Source organism: Ascidiaceihabitans donghaensis (genome assembly GCF_900302465.1).
GTDB classification, from domain to species: Bacteria; Pseudomonadota; Alphaproteobacteria; order Rhodobacterales; family Rhodobacteraceae; genus Ascidiaceihabitans; species Ascidiaceihabitans donghaensis.
The window spans coordinates 1,919,616-1,939,814 of sequence record NZ_OMOR01000001.1 but is presented as its reverse complement, the minus strand read 5'-3'; the positions used below and the strand labels follow the sequence as shown (position 1 = coordinate 1,939,814).

25 protein-coding genes are annotated in these 20,199 nt (G+C 55.8%); 11 read left to right on the top strand and 14 right to left on the bottom strand.

Features of this window, described 5'->3' with window-relative positions:
* Positions 1-4 precede the first annotated feature (4 nt).
* Both ASD8599_RS20280 and ASD8599_RS09765 read left to right on the top strand, forming a co-directional pair.
* The gene (locus tag ASD8599_RS20280) at positions 5-160 is read left to right on the top strand and encodes a hypothetical protein (protein WP_181364455.1); all 156 of its coding nucleotides are present in this window, start codon (positions 5-7) and stop codon (positions 158-160) included.
* A gap of 7 nt (positions 161-167) precedes the next feature.
* A complete protein-coding gene (locus ASD8599_RS09765) occupies positions 168-1,463 on the top strand; it encodes a hypothetical protein (protein ID WP_146188210.1) in 1,296 nt (431 codons plus the stop codon).
* 52 nt (positions 1,464-1,515) lie between these two features.
* Here the strand turns inward: ASD8599_RS09765 and ASD8599_RS09760 are convergent, their stop codons facing one another.
* From ASD8599_RS09760 to ASD8599_RS09740, 5 genes are all read right to left on the bottom strand, one after another.
* A complete protein-coding gene (locus ASD8599_RS09760) occupies positions 1,516-2,100 on the bottom strand; it encodes an HNH endonuclease (RefSeq protein WP_108828353.1) in 585 nt (194 codons plus the stop codon).
* A gap of 134 nt (positions 2,101-2,234) precedes the next feature.
* On the bottom strand, positions 2,235-2,909 hold the full coding sequence (locus ASD8599_RS09755) for a hypothetical protein (RefSeq protein WP_146188209.1): 675 nt from the start codon (positions 2,907-2,909) through the stop codon (positions 2,235-2,237).
* A 112-nt stretch (positions 2,910-3,021) separates the two neighbouring features.
* Positions 3,022-3,687 (bottom strand): alpha/beta hydrolase, encoded by a 666-nt coding sequence (locus ASD8599_RS09750; RefSeq protein ID WP_108830101.1) that lies wholly within the window; start codon positions 3,685-3,687, stop codon positions 3,022-3,024.
* Between the two features lie 19 nt (positions 3,688-3,706).
* On the bottom strand, positions 3,707-4,333 hold the full coding sequence (locus ASD8599_RS09745; RefSeq protein WP_108828351.1) for a DNA-3-methyladenine glycosylase family protein: 627 nt from the start codon (positions 4,331-4,333) through the stop codon (positions 3,707-3,709).
* Positions 4,320-5,045 (bottom strand): precorrin-6A/cobalt-precorrin-6A reductase, encoded by a 726-nt coding sequence (locus ASD8599_RS09740; RefSeq protein WP_181364454.1) that lies wholly within the window; start codon positions 5,043-5,045, stop codon positions 4,320-4,322. Before ASD8599_RS09740 ends, ASD8599_RS09745 begins: the two co-directional genes overlap by 14 nt.
* 53 nt (positions 5,046-5,098) lie before the next feature.
* Between ASD8599_RS09740 and ASD8599_RS09735 the strand changes: the two genes are divergently transcribed.
* Positions 5,099-6,313: an MFS transporter gene (locus ASD8599_RS09735; RefSeq protein WP_108828349.1), complete on the top strand. Its 1,215-nt coding sequence runs from the start codon at positions 5,099-5,101 to the stop codon at positions 6,311-6,313.
* Positions 6,314-6,345: 32 nt separating this feature from the next.
* Here ASD8599_RS09735 and ASD8599_RS09730 read toward each other — a convergent pair whose 3' ends face one another.
* From ASD8599_RS09730 to cysS, 6 genes are read right to left on the bottom strand one after another with little or no spacing between them, the layout of a single operon-like run.
* Positions 6,346-7,125 (bottom strand): squalene/phytoene synthase family protein, encoded by a 780-nt coding sequence (locus ASD8599_RS09730; RefSeq protein WP_108828348.1) that lies wholly within the window; start codon positions 7,123-7,125, stop codon positions 6,346-6,348.
* Positions 7,115-8,086 (bottom strand): alpha/beta hydrolase, encoded by a 972-nt coding sequence (locus tag ASD8599_RS09725; protein WP_108828347.1) that lies wholly within the window; start codon positions 8,084-8,086, stop codon positions 7,115-7,117. The genes ASD8599_RS09730 and ASD8599_RS09725 overlap by 11 nt, the downstream gene beginning before the upstream one ends.
* The gene (locus ASD8599_RS09720) at positions 8,087-8,290 is read right to left on the bottom strand and encodes a helix-turn-helix transcriptional regulator (protein WP_108828346.1); all 204 of its coding nucleotides are present in this window, start codon (positions 8,288-8,290) and stop codon (positions 8,087-8,089) included.
* Positions 8,287-8,694, bottom strand: a complete 408-nt coding sequence (locus tag ASD8599_RS09715; protein ID WP_108828345.1) for a hypothetical protein — start codon at positions 8,692-8,694, stop codon at positions 8,287-8,289. The genes ASD8599_RS09720 and ASD8599_RS09715 overlap by 4 nt, the downstream gene beginning before the upstream one ends.
* Positions 8,695-8,754: 60 nt before the next feature.
* Complete coding sequence (gene cimA / locus ASD8599_RS09710) at positions 8,755-10,371, bottom strand: citramalate synthase (protein WP_108828344.1); 1,617 nt, start codon at positions 10,369-10,371, stop codon at positions 8,755-8,757.
* On the bottom strand, positions 10,368-11,729 hold the full coding sequence (gene cysS, locus ASD8599_RS09705; protein WP_108828343.1) for a cysteine--tRNA ligase: 1,362 nt from the start codon (positions 11,727-11,729) through the stop codon (positions 10,368-10,370). The genes cimA and cysS overlap by 4 nt, the downstream gene beginning before the upstream one ends.
* A gap of 267 nt (positions 11,730-11,996) precedes the next feature.
* On the opposite strand from cysS, the gene ASD8599_RS09700 reads away from it, so the two are divergent.
* The 8 genes from ASD8599_RS09700 to ureG all read left to right on the top strand — a co-directional run bounded on the left by ASD8599_RS09700 (position 11,997) and on the right by ureG (position 17,586).
* Positions 11,997-12,344 carry an MmcQ/YjbR family DNA-binding protein gene (locus tag ASD8599_RS09700; protein ID WP_108830100.1) on the top strand — a complete coding sequence of 116 codons (348 nt, stop codon included), beginning with the start codon at positions 11,997-11,999 and terminating at the stop codon, positions 12,342-12,344.
* 276 nt (positions 12,345-12,620) lie between these two features.
* A complete protein-coding gene (locus tag ASD8599_RS09695) occupies positions 12,621-13,469 on the top strand; it encodes an urease accessory protein UreD (protein ID WP_181364453.1) in 849 nt (282 codons plus the stop codon).
* Positions 13,470-13,472: 3 nt separating this feature from the next.
* Positions 13,473-13,775: an urease subunit gamma gene (locus ASD8599_RS20355; RefSeq protein ID WP_108828341.1), complete on the top strand. Its 303-nt coding sequence runs from the start codon at positions 13,473-13,475 to the stop codon at positions 13,773-13,775.
* 21 nt (positions 13,776-13,796) lie between these two features.
* Entirely contained in the window at positions 13,797-14,102 is a 306-nt protein-coding gene (locus ASD8599_RS20350; protein ID WP_108830099.1) for an urease subunit beta, read from the top strand.
* Positions 14,102-15,841, top strand: a complete 1,740-nt coding sequence (gene ureC / locus ASD8599_RS09680; RefSeq protein ID WP_108828340.1) for an urease subunit alpha — start codon at positions 14,102-14,104, stop codon at positions 15,839-15,841. The genes ASD8599_RS20350 and ureC overlap by 1 nt, the downstream gene beginning before the upstream one ends.
* Positions 15,841-16,314: an urease accessory protein UreE gene (gene ureE / locus ASD8599_RS09675; RefSeq protein ID WP_108828339.1), complete on the top strand. Its 474-nt coding sequence runs from the start codon at positions 15,841-15,843 to the stop codon at positions 16,312-16,314. The genes ureC and ureE overlap by 1 nt, the downstream gene beginning before the upstream one ends.
* Complete coding sequence (locus ASD8599_RS09670; RefSeq protein ID WP_108828338.1) at positions 16,298-16,942, top strand: urease accessory protein UreF; 645 nt, start codon at positions 16,298-16,300, stop codon at positions 16,940-16,942. Before ureE ends, ASD8599_RS09670 begins: the two co-directional genes overlap by 17 nt.
* A gap of 11 nt (positions 16,943-16,953) precedes the next feature.
* Positions 16,954-17,586 carry an urease accessory protein UreG gene (ureG, locus tag ASD8599_RS09665; protein WP_108828337.1) on the top strand — a complete coding sequence of 211 codons (633 nt, stop codon included), beginning with the start codon at positions 16,954-16,956 and terminating at the stop codon, positions 17,584-17,586.
* A gap of 1 nt (position 17,587) precedes the next feature.
* Here ureG and urtE read toward each other — a convergent pair whose 3' ends face one another.
* Genes urtE through urtC form a run of 3 tightly spaced genes read right to left on the bottom strand, consistent with a single transcriptional unit; the run spans position 17,588 to position 20,199 of the window.
* Positions 17,588-18,283 carry an urea ABC transporter ATP-binding subunit UrtE gene (urtE, locus tag ASD8599_RS09660; protein WP_108828336.1) on the bottom strand — a complete coding sequence of 232 codons (696 nt, stop codon included), beginning with the start codon at positions 18,281-18,283 and terminating at the stop codon, positions 17,588-17,590.
* A 3-nt stretch (positions 18,284-18,286) separates the two neighbouring features.
* Complete coding sequence (gene urtD / locus ASD8599_RS09655; protein WP_108828335.1) at positions 18,287-19,027, bottom strand: urea ABC transporter ATP-binding protein UrtD; 741 nt, start codon at positions 19,025-19,027, stop codon at positions 18,287-18,289.
* A complete protein-coding gene (gene urtC, locus ASD8599_RS09650) occupies positions 19,024-20,199 on the bottom strand; it encodes an urea ABC transporter permease subunit UrtC (RefSeq protein ID WP_108828334.1) in 1,176 nt (391 codons plus the stop codon). Before urtC ends, urtD begins: the two co-directional genes overlap by 4 nt.

Here is a 20,199-nt window from a genome sequence, read left to right as displayed (position 1 = left end):
TCCTTTGACCAAAAAACTTTCGGTGCCAGTTGATCTGTCTGATGCAAAACGCAAAAATGCGTCTTCATTGTCCGTCGGTCAGGCAGTCTTTTTTTCGATCTGGGTTGTTGCCTTGGTCCTTGCAGGAAGCATGGCGATCGCTGTGGGCATCAAGGGCTAAATTTCCAATGACTGTGTGTTACTTTTGGGACTGGTGTCCGGTCAGCGCTGTGCCTTGGCTAAGCTTTACATGCAAAAGCAGAGAGCTAACGACATCTGAGAACAGGTTTTTCCGCTACGGGAACAGCTTGCCGGACACTGTCAGCTATTGGATTAGAACCGACGGGATTTTTGTCTTCAAGTTGGAAATATCAGACGAGCTGAATGATGTTTTCGACAAGAACCTTCCCCAGAACCCATCTGACAAAGAAAAATCCAAAGAGGTCGTGAAAGTTGCAAAGCTGATCAGCGACCAGATCAAAGGCAAAGAAAAAGTGCGTTCGCAGTCGCATGGAATGCTGTTGCCCGACAACATGAACGACTGCAGCAAATATGGCGCGATTTCCGTCACACCGCGCAAACTGCATGATACTGTGTTTCCCAAAGACGGTTCGGACGTAGAAATCCGGGACTTTTTGTCATTCAAACCGAATTTGGCTTTTCTGAAAGGAAAGCAAATCGGCGACGAGCTGGACATTCAGGCCCCTGTCGCACTGCTGTTGCGTCAGCAATTCAACACCTGTTTTGAATCCGCTTTTCTGGCCGTTGAAAACATCAAATATTCCAAACGTCTGTATCTTCCGTCTTACCGGATCACAGAAGGCAAACGTCAGTTGCTGAGCCGCAATGGAAAAGGGCTGGATGTCAAAAGTGTCAAATTCTTCGTGTTCGCCTATTTGTGTGTATTCTTTCCGCTGTTCACCACCATATTCCTAAGCAATTTCGAAGTGCGCGGAGGATCGGAGCTTGTGTTGTTTTTTCAAAGCGCGATTGGCGCTTCCTACATTTCAATGTCGTTCATCACCACGTTGTTTTTGTTGCTTTTTATGGCAGTCGACGTGTTTTCCAAACGCAATCCCGCCATCAAGGCCTACAGCCGTGCGCAAGAAATTCTGCGCAGCGGAAATCTGTATTGCACCGTGGTCGAAAACATCGTGGCACCTGTCATCGAATACTATGGAAAGCCCGACTACGCGGCGGGTCAAATCCTTGATGTTGCAGGCGTGTCCAACAGCCCGAGTGCATTGAAACGCGATCTTGTCGACCGCATACATCTCAATGGTGATTTTACCAACGCCGTTGAGGTTCTGGAAGTTTGGAAAGACCGCGAGAAAGAAAAGCGACGCCTGACGGTCGCCGTGGTTGGACCTCTGTGCTTGCTTGGCGCAATTCCACTCTTTACCTTGATTTCAGAAAACATGCCTTTGCTGGCAGAGGTTCTGACCTACGGGCTGTCGTTGATCGGAATAGACACGCCCCCGTAGGGTCAACTAGACCACGGTTCACAGCAGGTGGATTGTGTGATTTACGTCCGAACTACGCCTCAAGTTCCGCGTCCCAATACAGAAAATCCATCCAGCTTTCATGCAGGTGATTTGGCGGGAACTTGCGTCCCATGTTCATCAATTCACCCGCTTGTGGCTGGCGCGGTGGTTTGCGCAATGACATGCCCGTGCGGTGCAGATGTTTTGAGCCCTTTTTCAGATTGCATGGGCTACATGCCGCCACCACGTTTTGCCAGCTCGTTACCCCGCCACTGGCACGCGGCACCACGTGATCAAAGGTCAAATCCCCTTTCGTGCCACAGTACTGACAGCGAAATTCGTCCCTCAAAAACAAATTAAAGCGCGTGAAGGCCACGCGCTTTTGGGGTTTGACGTAATCTTTCAGAACAACAACCGACGGGATCCTAAGGGTCGTGGACGGGCTGCTGACCGTGGTTTCATATTCCGCCACGATATCTACCCTGTCCAGCCAAGCGGCCTTTACCGCGTCCTGCCAAGGCCAAAGGGATAAGGGATAATAGCTGAGCGGGCGGTAGTCCGCATTCAACACCAACGCAGGATGGTGTTTTAATGCGCCCGGATTGCGCGTGAAATCAGTTCTAAAGTCGCCGTCCATTCGTGTTCAAGTCCTCGCCCTGCACGGAGCCCGTGCGATCCTTCGGGGGCGGGATCCCCCGATCCAACTTGGCTTGACTATATATCGTGGTTTGTAACAGGCAAGTGATACATGGGATACTAGATGTATAGTGCCTAAGCGCTCTCCGAGACCCATTCCGGATGGCCGATTTGGTCCAAAGTTCGCAGTAAACGTCGATGTTCCGATTTTTCAAATCGCCCAAGAATATCGTTAGAGTTTCGCTTTTCACTTGGCGTTGTGAAGCTGTGCGGCAGCGTTAGGTTCAAAAAAGCAGCTGCGCGTTGCAGCCCTTCGCCAGTCAACCCCTCGTAAGGAAGGGTCAACACATCGCCTTTTGCAAGATTTTGGCTGGCGTCACGCCACGCCTGCCTGCGTTCCAAAAAGTTGACAAACAGGTTTTTGCGAAACGCAATTTTAGGTTTTTTCAGTCCCGGTTTAAACAAATGAGGTTGCGCGTTCTTTTCACGCACAAGTTGCCACGATGAAAATGCAGCCAATTCATTTTCACGAAACAGACGGATTTTCTTGATTGTCTCGTCGGCGCCAAGCATTTTTATGGCGTCCATACAGGCTGTGTCGCCTTCGATGGGCCAAATCTTCAAACCGACGGCCAACTTGTTTCGCCTATGAGACATCAAGTCGGTAATGTATTCCAAAGGACGATCATACCGCGATGCCACATCCACTTTGTTTGGGTCCAATTTTGAAAACCGCGGAGTTTTCAAAATATCGGGAAAAAATGGATGCGCATAACACAGCACATCAGGGTGCGTGTCTATGGCACGCACAAATGCCGTGCTTCCAGATCGGGAAGCAGTAAGGATCACAAATCTTGTTCTAGCTTTGGTCACGAATATTGCCCGTTTAGTGGAAGGCTACATAAGCTTGGCGGGCGCGTTGTCACAACCGCAGTTTGTCGCGCATAAAGGCCAAGGCCACGCTAAGCCCGTCTGGTGCGATACCATGGCCCGTGCCTTTCATCACATGCGCAAACACCTCTTTCCAGCCTGCTTCTTGCAGGGTTTCGGCGGCCTCTTGCAGCGATTGGGGCGGCACCACATCGTCAATGTCGCCGTGTACCAACAAAACAGGTGGGCGATTGACCACTTCGTCTGCCAACAATTCAGGGCGCAAAAGTCTGCCTGAAAATGCAACAATGCCCGCAACTTCGTCTTCGCGGCGCGGCGCCACATGCAACGACATCATCGTGCCTTGCGAGAACCCGAACAACACCACCTGCTCCGGCATCACGTCTTCATCGACCATCAACGCGTCAAGGAAGGCGTTGAAATCGTCAGCCGCCGCCAACAGCCCCCGTTCGGCCTCTTCCTCGGATGATCCGTCAATCCATGGGATCGGGAACCACTGGTAACCGTTTGGCATGCCGGGGATTTGCTCTGGCGCGTCAGGTGCGATGAACAAAGTATCGGGCAGATGTTCGCCCAAGGGATCGGCCAGCCCCAACAGGTCCGCGCCGTTTGCGCCGTAGCCGTGCACAAAAACAACAACCGACCGCACATCGCCAGACACCGGTTCGCGCCGCTCTGATTTCAATACCCGTGTCATAGACATCCCCCAAAATCCATTATGTCGCGAACCCCTCGCGCCCTTTTACAATGCGGTAGTACGCAAACAACAGCCGCGCTGCAACAGACCGCCATGGGGACCACTGCTGCGCCAGTGCGCGCAGCTCTTTTTCAGTGGGTCGCGCGGGCAAACCACACATATCCTGTGCGGCCACCTGCAATGCCAGATCCCCCGGCGCAAACACATCGACACGCCCCAGCGAAAACATCGCGTAAATCTCGGCGGTCCAAACACCGATGCCTTTCACAGCCGTTAGCGTTTTTATCACCTCTGCGTCCGGCACATCACGCAGCGCATCATAGTCTATGCGCGCCCCTGCCAAAGCTTGCGCATAGGCGATTTTTTGGCGGCTTAGTCCTGCGCCGCGCAATCCGTCATCGCCCGCAGCCAGCACAGCCGCTTCACTGACCAAGCCCGAAGCTTCCATACGCCCCCAAATGGCAGCTGCAGAAGCCACGCTGACTTGCTGGCTGATAATGGCGCTAAGCAGTTGGGAAAACCCGTCAGGTCTGCGCCGCAACGGCAAGGGTCCGGTTTCGGCCAACGCGCGAGCGCACCGCGGGTCATTGGCGGCAAGCCAAGCGGCCCCTTCGGCCACGTCCGCATCTGTTTCAATGAGACGCATAGGATTTGACCTGTTTCAGAATATCCGCAAACGACATCTGCGCGTCCGCCGGGATGTTCCAACGCGGCGCCGTGATCATGGCAACCTGCACCCCGACACGCGCCGCTGCGGCCAATTTGCTGTGCCCCATGACGCTGCCCCCGTTTCGCAACACCAGATGGGTGATGCCCAACGCCTGAAACGTCGCAATTTCATCTTCGACGGAAAACGGGCCGGCACCGAACACAAAACCACCCAAAGGCAAAGGAAACGGATCATCGTGGCGGGTCAGTTGGCGGCAATGCACTGTCACATCGGGGCGGTTTTCAAACGCGGCCAAACTGCCCCTTCCGGTCACTGCAAAGACATGGGCGTCGTGGGGCAAACACGCCACCACATCGGCCAATGTCGGGCGCAAGATGTAACCGGGATTTTCCGGCCATAGATCGCGGGAGGCCCGCAAATACCCCTGCCCTGTCGCCCGCGCAACGCGCCCCAGCGAAAACTGGAAGGGATGGGCGGCGTCAATGACCAGATCGAATGCTTCTTGTCGCAGAAAATCGGCAAAGGCCCGATCATCATGAAAGCCGCCCTCATGCACACGCACTGGCGGTTTCGCGCGCGCCACTGCGCGGCCTTCCGTCACGGCCACGACCTCTATCCCCGGCAATGTGGACAAAGATTGCGCCAAGTCCACGCTTTCGCCCATTCCGGCGATCAGTAACAGTTTCATTGCAATGTGCATGGCCCCTTGTTCGCAGCAAAGCTAACGTCTATCGCTGCAGCATGACAGCAATAATCGACGACACCCGCGCCAAACGTAATGTGGCCGTTCTGGTCCTTGCACAGGCTTTCCTTGGCGCGCAAATGCCGCTTGTTTTCACGTTTGGAGGGCTTGCAGGACTGTCATTGGCATCCAATGCATGCCTGGCCACGCTGCCCATTTCCTTGATCGTTCTGGGGTCCATGATTTCGGCTACGCCGATTTCATCTATCATGCAGCGTTTCGGACGACGGGCAGGATTTCTAGTGGGCACCGCAGGGGGTGCCGTCGCAGGTCTGATTTGCGCCTACGGCCTGTATTTGGGCAGTTTTCCGGTGTTTTTGATCGGCAGCTTTTTCACCGGTATCTACATGAGCGCACAAGGCTTTTACCGCTTTGCCGCTGCCGACACCGCATCCGACGAATTCCGCCCCAAGGCGATTTCCTACGTGATGGCTGGTGGCCTTTTGTCCGCCATCGTCGGCACCCAGATGGGAACGATCACGTCAAACGCATTTGTGGTACCGTTCATGGGGGCCTATTTGTTTGTCGTCGCCCTGAATGTGGTGGGGTCTGCCCTGTTCTTCTTTATCGACATCCCTGCCCCCCCCAAACCCACCGCTGACAGCCCCAAAGGCCGCACGCGTTGGGAACTGATCACCACACCACGCATTGCTGTGTCCGTGATTTGCGCGATGGTATCTTATGCGCTGATGAACTTGGTCATGACCTCAACACCTTTGGCGGTTGTGGGCTGTGGATTTGCGCAAAGCGACGCATCCAACGTCGTCATGAGCCACGTTCTGGCGATGTTCGCACCGTCCTTCTTCACAGGCCATCTGATTGCCCGGTTTGGCGTCGAAAAAATCGTCGGGACGGGATTAATCATTTTGGCGCTCGCTGGTGTTGTCGCTTTGACCGGTGTCGAACTGCTTAATTTCTACGCGGCCTTGATCCTTTTGGGACTGGGCTGGAACTTTGGCTTTATCGGCGCGACGGCGATGTTGGCTGCATCCCACGCCCCCGAGGAACGGGGACGCATGCAAGGCCTAAATGATTTGCTGGTGTTCGGTGGCGTTACGTTTGCCTCATTGGCATCGGGCGGGTTGATGAATTGCTCTGGCGGCAATCCCGTCGAAGGGTGGGCGGCTGTGAACTTTGCCATGGCACCGTTCTTGGTGTTGGCAGGTGGTGCATTGATCTGGCTGGCCTTGCGCCCTGCAGAGCGCACAGCCTAACTCTGTCTGTCACGCGGGGCTTGTAGCAAGGCTTACCAGCGCGACCGTAAAGCGGCCCACCACAGCCCGTCGCGCGGGATATCCGGTAGCCCGTCAGCCACAAGGTCAGGACGTTTAATCACAGCCCTGAGTGTTGGTGCCGCCTGCAAGGTGGGCCAAAGAGCCGGTGCAGCCGCTTTAGAGATGCTACGATGGTGCGCACGCGCCTTGCGCAAACGGTCCAATGCGGACCGCGCAAGCGTCTTGATCCCCGCATCTCGCCCATCCAGCAAAGGAATGCGTTTTGCACCTACAAGGGCCGGGATCGCCCGCAACCACGCCGCAACGCCGCTGGCAAAAGCTGCATCGCGCAATACGGTTTCGCAATCGCGTGCAACCTGCGGATCCAACGCCCGCACCGCCGCCACCAGAAGATGGCCTGAGGTCTCGTCGATGTAGCGTTCAAAATGGCCTTCGTCTTCAAAGGCGTCCTTATAGATGTCCCACCGCCGCGCCGCGACCAAAGCATCCAGCTGCGTGGCACTGGCCGCATCAATCACCCGGCTCAGTGGCGTCACCACCTGATGGCGGCGGATTTTGCCTGCGTCTTGTGCGATTTCTTCCAACGCATCCCGCCACCATTGCAAACGCATTTCGGCGATCATCGGTTCTTGTGTCACCCAAGGTGCACGCGCGACTTCAACATTGAACGCATACAGCGGAAACAGTTTTTCGCGTGCAGCCAAAGGGGCGGCCATAACTGTGCGAAACCGCAATGGATCGCCCTTTTCAACTAAAGCGGCGCAGGCGTTAAGATCGTCGTTAAAGGTCACTGAGGCTCTCTTGTATGGCGGTCAGGGTTTCGGGCGCATCAACCACCCCCAAATGTCCCACGTCAGGTAGCACCCGATACCGCCCTTTGCCAGTCATGCCCGCCATCAAAGGTTCATAGGCGTCGGCAACCATGGCTTCATCGTCCGCCCCCACAATCAATTCGAACGCGGGCAAGGCTGCAATGTCATCTGCATAGGCCCCACGCGGCGCAAAGCCGGTGTTCAGACGGTAGGAATAGGATGTTGTGGCCGTGTGCCCCAGTGGGCCGTCCAGCACCACGCGCGGCATATTGAACTGGATAATCGTCAAATGGTTCAGCGCAGTGATCCCAAAGGTGTTCAACATGCTTAGTCCGATGATCCGGCGCATCAGAACATGGCTCCAGCCTCCTGCGTTTTTGCGGGTTGTGGGCGCGTTGTGCTTGAGGAACGGGGCCAACAGCACCGCATGGTCGATCATGGAACCGTGCGTACCACCTGCAAAACGGACCACCAGCCCACCACCCGATGAATGCCCAAGCAGCATAACCCTTTGATCTTGTGCCTTTGTCGCCGCGATCAAGTCCGCCAGGTCATCTTCGAACTGACCGATATAGTCCACATCACCGCGGCGTTCCGGATTGGCACCGTGTCCCCGCAAATCAGGGACCAGCACCTGTGCCTGCGCACCAAGTGCCGTGGCCAGGCTGTGAAATTGCATACCGTTCCACCCCGACCCGTGCACCATGACCACCAGTGGCCCCGCGTCACCGTAGCGCCTGACGGCCAAATCCGTCCCGTCCCGCATCGTGACCATAGACGGATCAGGCAATGCGCTTAGATCCTGTAAAATGGCATCTGTGAAATCCAGCCCTTCGCTGCCGGTGATTTCAGCGGGTTTTTGCGACGCAATCAAACCCAGAGCAATCAACCCAGTGATGCACAGCGAAACAGCGACAAACTTGGCCACGGTAAAAAGCATCTAGTCTTCCAATTCGAAAATATCGTGAACGCTGACGTGCAAAACATCAGCAAGGCGCAGCGCCAGCACCGTCGAGGGCACAAACACGCGGTTTTCAATGGTATTTATGGTTTTACGCGACACAGAAACGGCGGCTGCCAAATCGGCTTGGGTCATGCCCCGTTCTGCCCGTAACACTTTCAGGTTATTGCGTAATTCGCTCATGACAGGCGCCATTCATACAGTGTCACCAGCAGCAAATAACTGGCGCCCGTCAGCGTTCCCATCGCGGCCAAACTTGTGTTGATCGACACCACATCAAAACCGCGCAACACGGCAAACAGCGGATAAAGCGCCAAAGCCACCCAGTAGGAATGGCGCTGGGCGCGGTGATTGACCATGCGGTACAATTCATCCGTCGCTTGCAGGATCTCCTGCCGTCCTGCCAAGGCAAAAGATATGAAAATCCCGATGCTGGCCAAGATGCCCGCGACGCCCGGCACATACCAAAGGAACGGGTCAGGCCGGTCCTGAGCCATGGCCAGAACGGCATATGTCAGGCAACACAAGCCGACCATAGCCAACGACACGCTGCGGACCGTCGTGATTTGGAATGAGGATAGTGCCATGTGAATCGCTCCTTATGTAACCTACAGGTAACATGGCGAGTCACACATGTAACGTCAAGGTTACTTTTTCACATCGCGAATAAGCTTCCACCGAATAGCGTCCAACAATGCCTCAAATGAGGCGTCGATTATGTTGGCGGACACGCCCACTGTAGACCAGCGACGCCCCTGCCCGTCTTCGCTGTCAATGATGACACGTGTCACCGCTTCTGTGCCGCCTTGTGTGATACGCACTTTGAAATCCACAAGATGCATATCGTTAATGATTTCGGTGTAAATGCCCAAATCCTTGGCAAGCGCTTTGGCCAAAGCGTTCACAGGCCCACGGTCACAGCCGGTCGCATCCATGCTTTCAGAGACCGACAGTTTCTTTTCGCCGTCCACCTTCACGACCACAACAGCCTCAGACAGGCTTACCATCTGGTCGCGTTTGTTTTTGCGCCGTTCAACCGTGACGCGGTAGCGTTTGACTTCAAAAAAGTCGGGCATCTGCATCAACTCGTCCCGCGCCAACAGCTCGAAACTGGCCTGCGCCGTGTCATATGAATAGCCCTGCGCCTCGCGGTCTTTGATCCGTTCCAAAATACGGACCAAAGCGGGATCTTTGGCCGCAACGTCAAGCCCCGCCTCTGCCAAGCGCCGCCGCAAATTTGACTGCCCCGCTTGATTGGACATCGGAATGATCCGCGCATTGCCCACTGTTGCGGGATCGACATGTTCGTAGGTGGTCGGGTCTTTCAGAATCGCGCTGGCATGCAAGCCTGCCTTATGCGCAAAAGCCGATGATCCAACGAAAGCGGCCTGCTTTTGCGGCACACGGTTGAGGATTTCATCCAGCATACGCGACACACGCGTCAACGACAGCAACGCGTCACGGTCCACTCCGGTATCAAAACGGCTGGCATAGGGTTCTTTCAGCAACAAAATCGGGATCAGCGCGGTCAGATTGGCATTGCCGCAGCGTTCGCCCAAACCGTTAAGCGTACCTTGAATCTGGCGCGCGCCTGCATCCACCGCCGCCAAGCTGCAAGCGACTGCGTTTTCGGTGTCATTGTGCGTGTGGATGCCCAGATGGTCCCCGGGAATTCCCGCGGCAATCACGTCTTCGACAATCCGCCCCACATCGGCCGGCAACGTGCCCCCGTTGGTGTCGCACAACGCGATCCAGCGCGCCCCCGCAGCATAGGCCGCTTTGATGGCCTCCAACGCATAAGCCGGGTTGGATTTGTAACCATCAAAGAAGTGTTCTGCGTCAAAAATCGCCTCGCGGCCCTGTGCGGTGACATGGGCAAAACTGCGGGTGATGTTTTCGATGTTCTCGGCCAAAGTTATGCCAAGTGCGGTTTCCACATGAAAATCATGGGTCTTTCCCACCAGACACACGGCAGGTGTGTTTGCATTCATCACAGCCGCCAAAACATTGTCATTTTCGGCAGATATTCCGTTGCGCTTTGTCATACCAAAGGCCGTCATCGTGGCGCGGGTCTTTGGGGCCTCGTCGAAAAACGCGCTGTCGGTGGGGTTTGCCCCGGGCCAACCGCCTTCGATATGGTCAATGCCCAAAGCGTCCAACGCTTGCGCGATCTGGATTTTCTCGGGCGTTGAAAATTGCACCCCTTGGGTTTGTTGCCCGTCGCGCAATGTCGTGTCGAAAAGGTAAAGGCGTTCGCGGGTCATGTGAGCCCCTCTAGTTTTGAGGCGTCAAAATCAGGGCCAGCCACAAGTTCAACACCGTCTTTCGACATGCGCACTTCAACGCCTGCATTGGCGAACATGGCTTTCAACGCGTCCACTGGCCCAAAATCTTTTGCCGCCATAGCCGCGCCACGCACCGCTTGGAAATGCGCTTCCCATTGCATGAAATCAAATTCGGATGCGTTGGCCCAAGTCGGTACTGCATCGCCCATCAACCCCAAAAATTGTAAGGTACCGCGCAGCAAAGCCGTCTCACCCGTGTTGGCAAGAGTGTGCAGCGTCGCTAGCGCACCTGCGGTGTTCAAATCATCCGTCAATGCCCCGATGGCATCTTGGGACACAGCCGAGTTGGGTTCGCCATCAATCTGCGCGTACCATTTGCGCAATGTCTTGCTGGCCTCCGCCGCCTTCTGCGCGGTCCAGTCCATTGGTTTGCGGTAATGCGTGGACAGAAACACAAGGCGGATCACCTCGCCCGGGATGCCTTGATTGAGCAGATCACGGACCGTGAAAAAGTTGCCAAGCGACTTGGACATCTTCTTGCCCTCGACCTGCAACATCTCGTTGTGCATCCAGATATTGGCGAACCCATGGCCTGCGCATTTGCTTTGCGCAATCTCGTTTTCGTGGTGCGGAAAGGTCAGATCGTTACCGCCGCCGTGAATGTCGAATTCGGACCCCAAAAGGTCTTCAGCCATGGCAGAGCATTCGATATGCCAGCCCGGACGCCCCCGCCCCCATGGGCTGTCCCAGCCCGGTGTGGCCGCGTCAGATGGCTTCCACATGACAAAGTCCATCGGGTCTTCTTTGTAGGGTGCGACTTCGACCCGTGCGCCAGCAATCATATCATCAACAGAGCGGCCCGACAGTTTGCCGTAGTCCTCGTATTTGCGCACGCGAAACAGCACATGGCCTTCTTTTTCATAGGCGTACCCGTCCGCGATCAGCGTCTCGATCATCGCAACCATTTGCGGGATATATGCCGTGGCGCGCGGCATTTGAGTTGGCTCCAATGCGCCCACGGCCCCCATATCATCCAAAAACCACTGTGTGGTTTCCGCCGTTATGTCCCCGATAGACCGGCCACTTTCAGCAGCGCGTGCGTTGATCTTGTCATCTACATCCGTGAAGTTCCGCACATAAGTTACTGAATCTTCACCGTAAACATGACGCAACAAGCGAAACAACACGTCAAAGATGATCACAGGCCGTGCATTGCCAATATGGGCGCGGTCGTAGACGGTTGGGCCACACACATACATGCGCACGTTGGTGGCATCCAAAGGTTTCAACACCTCTTTGGCGCGGATTGCGGTGTTGTAAAGTGTGATCTCGGTCATAGCGGCGTCCTTCAAGGCATGTCCAAACGGTCCTCGGGCGCGGGCTTAACAATTCTGGTCTATATTTGGAATGACAGAAACGGCCCGCTTGAAAAGTTCAGCAGGGAATGCAGCAGTTAATAATGGGTGCAAAGCGTGTCATGCATTACCGTTAGCGCCTGTGCGGGGGCCGGGTCAAGCCGCAAAGCACAAGGTCTGGACAAGGTGGTCGGCGTTCGGTTGGAACATTGTGTTCACATTCAACACATAACACGGCACACTGGCGCCATGACACGTGACGACATCAACGCCATTTGCGCCACCTTCCCCGGCGCCGAACTGTCCGATCCGTGGGGCGGTGGCCATGATGCGTGGAAGATTGGCGGCAAAATGTTTGCCAGCATCGGCGTCAAAGGCGACGGTGTGTCCGTCAAAACGCCAGACGTTGAAACAGCCGCTTTATTGATAGAAGTCGGCGCGGCAGAAAAGGCCCCCTATTTCCACCGATCTTGGGTGCGCGTGCAATGGGAAGGTGCTGACCCTGCCGAAATGGCAGACCGTTTGGCGCAGTCCTATGACATTGTGCGCAATGGACTGACAAAGAAATTTCAGGCGACACTGGCCCCGCGGGCTTAGGATCAGGTCCACAAGAAACTGGACGAACGGCAGGCGCTGTTCCTCAATTCGAAGTGGTCGTTATTGTCCACTACAGTCTGCAGCGGCGCCGACCACACGTAGGCCGGTACAGCCCGACGCGCCTGTTGGTCTTTTTTCCGCGCAATTTTTAAACATCAGCGACCATATTTTCATCATCGGGCCGTTATGCGGCGCAATTGTCGCGCCTGTGGCCCCTACGCTTGCGCAGCTTGTGAAACGCGTTCACGCTTTTTTCTGGACCATCATGAGAAACACGTGACACAGCAGCTTCCCATCGCACTGACGCCAGCGTTCCAACGGGCGCGAGGCCGCATCGTGATAAGTGCGACCTGCACGCATGACGGCGCCGATCTCTTGAAGGTCAGTCGCCTAAAGGATTTGCGCCAAGAAGGGTCTTACAGGTCCATCTTTCCCCGCCCACAAAATGGCAACCTTGAAGCGGTCATCATCAATACAGCGGGCGGCGTCACGGGCGGGGATCGATTTGCAACAACGGTATCAGCCCAGCAAAACGCACGCATTAGCGTCACAACCCAAGCCGCCGAACGCATCTACCGCGCCACTGGACCCGAGCCGGGTCAAATGAAGACCAATCTGTCGGTCGCGCAAGACGCCCAACTTTTTTGGCTGCCCCAAGAGACGATCTTGTTTGAGGGATGCCATCTGGAGCGCAGCCTGGACGTGGACGTGCATCCAAGCGCCAAATTCCTTATGTTGGAACCGCTGGTTTTTGGCCGCGAGGCATCAGGCGAGATCCTAAGGTCCGGTGCCATCCGCGACCGTGTTTCAATCACCTCAGAGGGTTGCCCTATCTATCTTGATCGCGTCCAGATGGACGGTGATCTTGCCACGCGGCTCACCCACACTGCAATTGCTGGCGGCGCACGGGCGATGGCCAGTCTTGTGCTGGTCGATTCCGCCGCAAAGGATTTGCTGTCTGGATGTCGCGCACTTTTGCCGCAGCTTGGCGGGGCAAGCATGTTGGCCGACAATGTCCTTGTCATGCGTTTGATTGCCAAGGACAGTTTTGCACTGCGCAAGGTTCTTGCGCCTATTCTGACATTCATGACCAACAACGCTGTGCCCAAGAACTGGAGACTTTGACCCATGCAACTGACCCCGCGTGAAAAAGACAAACTGCTGGTTGCCATGGCCGCAGATGTCGCCCGCAAGCGCTTGGCCCGTGGGGTAAAGTTGAACTACCCCGAGGCCATTGCGCTTATCACCGATGCCGTTGTGGAAGGTGCGCGCGACGGACGGTCAGTGGCCGATATGATGGAAGCCGGAGCGCACGTGATCACCCGCGACCAATGCATGGATGGCATTGCCGAGATGATCCACGACGTGCAGGTCGAAGCCACCTTTCCCGACGGCACCAAGCTTGTCACTGTTCACAATCCAATCCGTTAGGAGACGCCGATGTCCCCCAAAATCATTCCAGGTGAACTTTTCCCCGCCGATGGCGACCTGATCCTGAACGAAGGCCGCGAGGCAATTACTTTGATGGTTGCCAACACCGGTGATCGTCCGGTTCAGATCGGCAGCCACTATCATTTTTCCGAAAGCAATGCCGCCTTGGATTTTGACCGTGATGCCGCCTATGGACGCCGCCTTGATATTGCGCCCGGAACAGCTGTGCGTTTTGAGCCGGGACAGCGGCGCGAGGTGAACCTGATCGAAATATCAGGCGCACGCCGGATCTTTGGGTTCAACAACAAAGTCATGGGAGACCTCTGATGGCCACGACGATCAGCCGCACCGATTATGCTGCCATGTTTGGACCCACCGTCGGCGACAAACTGCGCCTTGCTGACACGGATTTGATCGTCGAAGTTGAACGCGATTTGACCTCAGAGCGTGCCAATGGCGTGAACGGTCGCACCTACGGCGAAGAGGTCAAATTTGGCGGTGGGAAAGTGATCCGTGACGGAATGGGACAATCCCAAGCCACGCGTGCACAAGGCGCAGTTGATACTGTCATTACCAATGCGCTGATCGTGGACCATTCCGGCATCTACAAAGCAGACGTCGGGCTGAAAGACGGGCGCATCCACAAGATTGGCAAGGCGGGGAACCCCGATACGCAACCGGGCGTCGATATCATCATCGGACCGGGAACCGAGGCAATCGCCGGTGAAGGGCGTATTCTGACAGCAGGCGGATTTGACAGCCATATCCACTTTATTTGCCCGCAACAGATCGAAGATGCGCTGCATTCTGGCCTGACCACGATGCTGGGCGGTGGCACGGGGCCCGCACATGGCACTTTGGCCACCACATGCACCCCCGGCCCATGGCATATCGGACGTATGTTGCAGGCCGCCGATGCCTTCCCGATGAACCTTGCGTTTGCGGGCAAAGGCAACGCAAGCCAGCCGGACGCTTTGGTGGAAATGGTAAACGGCGGGGCCTGTGCGCTGAAACTACACGAGGATTGGGGCACCACACCTGCAGCCATTGATTGCTGCCTGTCCGTGGCCGATGACATGGATGTGCAGGTGATGATCCACACCGACACGCTGAATGAATCGGGTTTTGTGGAGACCACAGTGGCTGCCATGAAGGGCCGCACCATCCATGCCTTTCACACTGAAGGGGCTGGCGGCGGACACGCCCCGGACATCATCAAGATTTGTGGCGAAGAACACGTTTTACCCTCCTCTACCAACCCGACCCGGCCTTACACGGTCAACACCCTCGAAGAACATCTCGATATGCTGATGGTCTGCCATCACCTTGATAAATCCATCCCCGAAGATGTGGCTTTTGCGGAATCCCGCATCAGGCGTGAAACAATTGCCGCCGAAGACATCCTGCACGACATGGGCGCCTTTTCGATTATTGCATCCGACAGTCAGGCCATGGGCCGCGTGGGCGAGGTCTTGATCCGCACATGGCAAACGGCTGATAAGATGAAAAAACAACGCGGGCGGCTGTCTGAGGAAACCGGCGAGAACGACAATCTCCGTGTGCGGCGCTACATTGCGAAATACACAATCAATCCGGCCATTGCCCACGGCATCAGCCACGAGATTGGCAGCATAGCCGAAGGAAAACGCGCCGATCTTGTCTTGTGGAACCCTGCGTTTTTCGGTGTCAAACCCGAGATGGTCTTGATGGCCGGCACGATTGTATGTGCGCAAATGGGGGACCCGAATGCGTCGATCCCAACACCGCAACCTGTCTACTCGCGCCCCATGTTCGGTGCGTTTGGGCGGTCCGTTGAACACTCCGCCGTTTGCTTTGTCTCAGAGGCGGCGCAGGCAAATGACATCGGGAAAACACTTGGCCTTAACAAGCAAACCGTTGCGGTGCAAAACACCCGCAACATAGGAAAATCGGATTTGATCTTGAACAACGCGACACCCCATATGGACGTAAACCCCGAAACCTATGAAGTCCGCGCGGACGGTGAATTGCTGACCTGTGAACCCGCGTCCGAATTGCCAATGGCCCAGCGGTATTTCTTGTTCTGATGGCTGATTATATCTCTCAGGTTATCCGCAAAGCGGGCACGTGGTCTGGCGCGTTCAATCAATGTGTTCTGGCTTATGACGACCGTTTTTTAAGGCGCAAAGTCATCACAACCGATCATGGTGAAACGCTTTTGGTTGATTTGGCGCACACCACGTCGCTGGATCACGGCGACGCCTTCGAACTTGACGACGGCCGCCTGATCGAGGTGATCGCAGCACAGGAGCCTTTGTTGCAGGTGACTGGCGACATGGTGCAACTGGCGTGGCACATTGGCAACCGCCATACCCCGTGCCAGATCGAAGCGCACCGTCTGCTGATCCAGAGCGATCCGGTCATTGGGCATATGTTGGAACACCTTGGTGCAGTCGTCACCCCTGTTCAGGAACCGTTCACCCCCGAAGGTGGCGCCTACGGTCATGGCCGAACCCATTCTCATGAACACGGTGCAACCGCGCATGACCACCAACACTGACGTATTAACCCTGTCACAGCTGTTCTCTCCTTCCTTTCCGGTCGGCAGTTTTGCCTATTCGCACGGGTTGGAAACAGCAATGAATGACGGGGCCATTACATCAGCGGCCACACTGGAAGCTTGGGTGTTGGACCTGCTTCAATTCGGCTCTGCGCGCTCTGACGCTGTCTTGCTGAATGTCGCATATGCGGGCAGCGACAACGCGATCCCAATGATTGACGCCCAGGCCCGCGCCTTTGCCGGAACCGCCGAGCGCTTGCGCGAGACCGATTTGCAGGGGGCGGCATTTTGCGAAACGGTTCAGGCCGTTTGGAACATCGACCTTGGCCAGCTTTGCTATCCTGTCGCCGTAGGTCGGGCGGCGGTGACGCTGCGGCTTGATCCGGAACTGGCCACAGCGATGTACCTTCAAGCCTTCACAGGAAACCTCATAGCTGCGGCAATGCGGCTGGTTCCACTGGGCCAGATCGATGGGCAAAAAGTCCAAACCACCCTAAAGCCCCATTGCGTGGCGACAGCCAAACACTGCGTTGGCGCGACACTGGACGACCTGCACAGCTGCGCATGGCTGTCCGACATCGTGTCTATGCGTCATGAAACCCAGTATTCACGCATTTTTCGCTCTTGAAAGGACATCCCATGGCATCTTCAAACGGACCCTTACGGATCGGCATCGGCGGCCCTGTTGGTGCAGGCAAAACGACGTTGACGGCGTCCTTGGCAAAGCTGCTGCATCCCGACCTCTCCATCGGGGTCATCACCAACGACATCTACACCCAAGAAGACGCAGAAGCGTTGATGCGCATGCAAATTCTGCCCCAAGATCGCGTAATCGGCGTAGAAACCGGCGGGTGTCCCCACACGGCTATACGCGAAGACGCCTCTATCAATTTGGCCGCAATTGCAGAAATGCGCAGCCGCCATCCGGATGTTGAAATCGTGTTGATCGAAAGCGGTGGCGATAACCTTTCAGCGACCTTCAGCCCCGAATTGGCCGATGTGACGGTCTACGTCATCGACGTCGCCGCTGGCGAGGAAATCCCCCGTAAAGGTGGCCCTGCCATCACCAAATCAGACATCCTAGTCATCAATAAGACCGATCTGGCCCCACACGTGGGCGCGTCTCTTGACGTGATGGAACGGGACGCCGTGCGCATGCGCGGTGAAAAGCCGTTTGTGTTCACCAGCTTGCGCAACGGCACCGGTGCGGACCATGTCGTCAGCTTGCTGTCCAAGATCGGCGGTTTTGACGTCCCGGCGCCCCAGAAATAACCTAAACTGCGACCTGTGCATACAGTGTCTCGCGATCAAGGGCGTCGCTGCGCCGGTTGAATGCAACTTCGCCGCGCTTCATCACCGTGAAATCATCGCCCAGATCAAACGCGAAATCAAAGAACTGTTCGACCAGAACAATCGCCATATCACCCTGTTCGCACAAGATACGGATCACGTTGCCAATCTGCTGGATGATGTTGGGCTGGATGCCTTCCGTCGGCTCGTCCAGCAACAACACCTTTGGCCGCGTGATCAACGCACGCGCAATCGCAAGCTGTTGCTGCTGACCGCCAGACAAATCACCGCCCCGCCGGTCGGACATCTCGTGCAACACCGGAAACAGATCATAGATGTGGTCGGGCACTAGGTGATCTGCTTTATCCAGACAAGCAAACCCCGTCTGGAGGTTTTCGACAACGGTCATCATCGGAAAGACTTCACGTCCCTGTGGCACGTATGCGATACCCGCTTTGGCTGCATCAAACGCGTTCAAATGACTTATGGGTTTGCCATCCAGCACCATTGTGCCCGAGGCATAAGGGTGACGTCCTGCTATTGCTTTCAACAGGCTCGTTTTTCCAACACCATTCGTGCCCATTACAGCCGTGACTTCGCCCGCTTTCGCGCGGAGGCCAACCCCGTTCAGGATTTGACTTTGGCCGTATTTAAGGGTCAGATTTTCTATGTTCAGCATGTTTTAGCGTCCCAGATACACGTCAACGACGTCTTGGTTTTTGGTGACATGATCAAGGCTGCCTTCAGCCAAAACCGCGCCTTGGTGCAGGACGGTTACCTTGCAATTCAGACGGCGCACAAATTCCATGTCATGTTCAACGACCACGACAGCGCGGGTTTTGGCCGCCCGAACCAACAGATCAGTCGTGTGTTCACGCTCGGACGGGGACATGCCAGCGGCCGGTTCATCCACCAACAACAGTCGTGGATCTTGTGCCAGAAGCATCCCGATTTCTAGCCATTGTTTTTGGCCATGGCTAAGTGCGCCCGACATGTGATCCAATGCGTCGCTCAACCCGATCTCGTCGCTGATCGCACGCACCCGTGCCTCTGCATCATCGGATCCGCGTTTGAACAAAAGATCAAACGGACGGCGCGGGTTCTTAAGCGCCATTACGATGTTTTCGCGCACCGTTTGCGCCTCAAACACTGTGGGTTTTTGGAATTTGCGCCCAATGCCCGCTTGCGCGATCTGGCTTTCGTTCATCCCCAAAAGGGACACGGATTTTTCGCCCCAGATCACACGTCCTTCGTCGGGCTTTGTCTTGCCTGTCAAAATGTCCATGAATGTGGTTTTACCGGCCCCGTTCGGGCCAATGACGGCGCGCAATTCCGGCTCACCGATCTGGATCGACAGGTTGTTGATGGCTTTGAAGCCATCAAAGCTTACGCTGACACCGGACACTTCAAGAAGGGTGTTCATGCCCCGTCTCCTTTCCGGTTGTGCAAAAGATCGAACAGGCCACCGATGCCCTTGGGGAAAAACAAGGTCACGGCAACAAACGTCAGGCCAAGCAACACCAGCCACCAGTCCGTCCAGTTGATGACGTAAAACCCCAGATTGATGTTTGGTGCACCGCCGCCTGTGAACCATGACGACATCAACGACACGACCGCCGCCCCAATGACCGCCCCGTACAGGCGCCCACGACCCCCAATCGCGACCCAAACCGCCAAATAGATCGACGCAATCGGCGCGATTTCGGCGGGGTTGATGATGCCAGCTTGCGGATAATAGAGCGCCCCCGCGATGCCTGCAATAATGGCCGTGATTGTGAATATAAACAGCTTATAGCCTTCGACGTGATACCCCAAAAACCGCACCCGCGCTTCATCATCGCGGATGGCGCGAATGACCGATCCAAGTTTGCCTGCGGTGATCCACGCAAACAAAACATAGCCCGCCCCCAAGGCAACGGCCGATGCCCAGAAGAACCACAAAGACACCGTGGCTTGTGACATCGCCTCTAATCCAGGGATGTTTTGCAGCCCCGACAACCCGTTGTTGCCCCGCAACCCCGTGTCATTCTGGAAAAAATACAGCGACAGCGCCAAGGTCATCGCTTGGGTCAGGATCGACAGGTAAACGCCTGTGACACGACTGCGAAACGCAAGCCACCCGAAGACCAGCGCAAGCGCACCGGGCACCAGAACCACAGCCAAAAGTTGCAACGTCAACGAATGGGAAAATGCCCAGATAAGCGGAAAGTCAGAGCTGCCGACAACGCCGAATATCTGGCCGCCGATGGCGTTTGTTATCTCATCGGGTGTGGGCGGCAACGTCGCGTTTTCAAGCGAAGTCACAACAATCTCTTTGGTGCGTGCATACATCAGCCACATGCCGATTGCGTAACCGCCAATTCCGAAGAACGCGAAATGCCCAAGGCTCAGGATGCCGCAGTATCCCCAGACAACGTCCATCGCGATTGCAACAAGACACAAGCACAGTGTCTTGCCCAGCGTCTTGAGGAAGGAGGTTGAGATTATAGCCGTGCCAGAGGCCTCGCTTAGGATCGTCACAGCAATGGTGAACACAGACAGCCCTAAAAGGAACCACAGAACGGACGGGTTTTTTGCAAAGAATGAACGCTCCAT